General features: G+C 67.8%; 1 protein-coding gene. It reads right to left on the reverse strand.

Annotation, left to right across the window (positions count from 1 at the left end; translation table 11 throughout):
• A partial coding sequence (gene acs / locus CFB49_RS35390) for an acetate--CoA ligase (protein WP_089493769.1) occupies positions 1-1,700 on the reverse strand: 1,700 nt, incomplete at both ends.

A 1,700-nucleotide genomic window follows, 5' to 3' on the forward strand; every position in this document is an offset into this window, starting at 1 on the left:
CGCAGCAGGCGCCGCATGATCTTGCCCGAGCGCGTCTTCGGCAGGTTGTCGCCGAAGCGGATGTCCTTCGGCTTCGCGATCGGCCCGATCTGCTTGCCGACCCAGTCGCGCAGCGTCTTCGCGAGCGCCGCCGCTTCGTCGCCTTCCGGGCGCGAACGCTTGAGCACGACGAACGCCACGACCGCCTCGCCCGTCGTGTCGTCCGGACGGCCGACCACCGCCGCCTCGGCCACGAGCTCGTGCGACACCAGCGCCGACTCGATCTCCATCGTGCCCAGCCGGTGGCCCGACACGTTCAGCACGTCGTCGATCCGGCCCATGATCGTGAAGTAGCCGGTCTCCTTGTCGCGTACCGTGCCGTCGCCGGCCAGATACAGCGTGCCGCCGAGTTCTTCCGGGTAATAACTCTTCTTGAAGCGCTCCGGGTCGCCCCAGATCGTGCGGATCATCGCGGGCCACGGACGCTTGACCACGAGAATCCCGCCTTGCCCGTTCGGCACGTCCTGGCCCGTCTCGTCGACCACCGCGGCCGTGATGCCCGGCAGCGGCAGCGTGCACGAGCCCGGCACGGTCGGCGTCGCGCCCGGCAGCGGCGTGATCATGTGGCCGCCGGTTTCGGTCTGCCACCACGTGTCGACGATCGGGCAGCGCTCGTGGCCGACGTGTTTGTGGTACCACATCCACGCTTCCGGATTGATCGGCTCGCCGACCGTGCCGATGATGCGCAGGCTCGACAGGTCATAGCGCTTCGGGTGGACCGTCTCGTCGGCTTCGGCCGCCTTGATCAGCGAACGGATCGCGGTCGGCGCGGTGTAGAACACGGTGACCTTGTGGTCGGCGATCATCTTCCAGAAGCGGCCGGCGTCCGGATAAGTCGGCACGCCCTCGAACACGACCTGCGTGCCGCCGCACGCGAGCGGCCCGTACGTGATGTACGTGTGGCCCGTGACCCAGCCGATGTCGGCCGTGCACCAGAACACGTCGTCGGGTTTCCAGTCGAAGGTCCACTTCATCGTCTGCGCGGCCCACAGCAGGTAGCCGCCGGTGCTGTGCTGCACGCCCTTGGGCTTGCCGGTCGAGCCCGACGTATACAGGATGAACAGCGGATGCTCGGCGCCGACCCAGGTCGGCTCGCACGTGTCGGACTCGCCGTCGGTCAGCTCGTGCATCCACAGGTCGCGCTCCGCATGCCAGTCGATCTTGCCGCCGGTGCGGCGATAGACGATCACGCTCTTGAGCGCGTCGCAGCCGCCCATCGCGATCGCCTCGTCGGCGATGCTCTTGAGCGGCAGCGTCTTGCCGCCGCGCGCCTGCTCGTCGGCGGTGATCAGCGCGACCGCGCCGACGTCGACGAGCCGCTCGTTCAGCGATTTCGCGGAGAAACCGCCGAACACGACCGAGTGCGTCGCGCCGATACGCGCGCAGGCCTGCATCGCGACGATGCCTTCGATCGACATCGGAATATAGATGACGACGCGGTCGCCCTTGCCGATGCCGCGTTTCTTCAGCGCATTGGCGAAGCGCGACACGCGTGCGAGGAGATCCGCATAGGTGACGCGGGTGACGGTGCCGTCGTCGGCCTCGAAGATCACCGCGACGCGCTCGCCGTTGCCGGCTTCGACGTGGCGGTCGAGGCAGTTGTACGACGCGTTCAGCTCGCCGTCGTCGAACCACTTGTAGAACGGCGCGTTGCTCTCGTC

The organism is Burkholderia sp. AU17457 (genome assembly GCF_002223255.1).
Lineage (GTDB): Bacteria > Pseudomonadota > Gammaproteobacteria > Burkholderiales > Burkholderiaceae > Burkholderia > Burkholderia sola.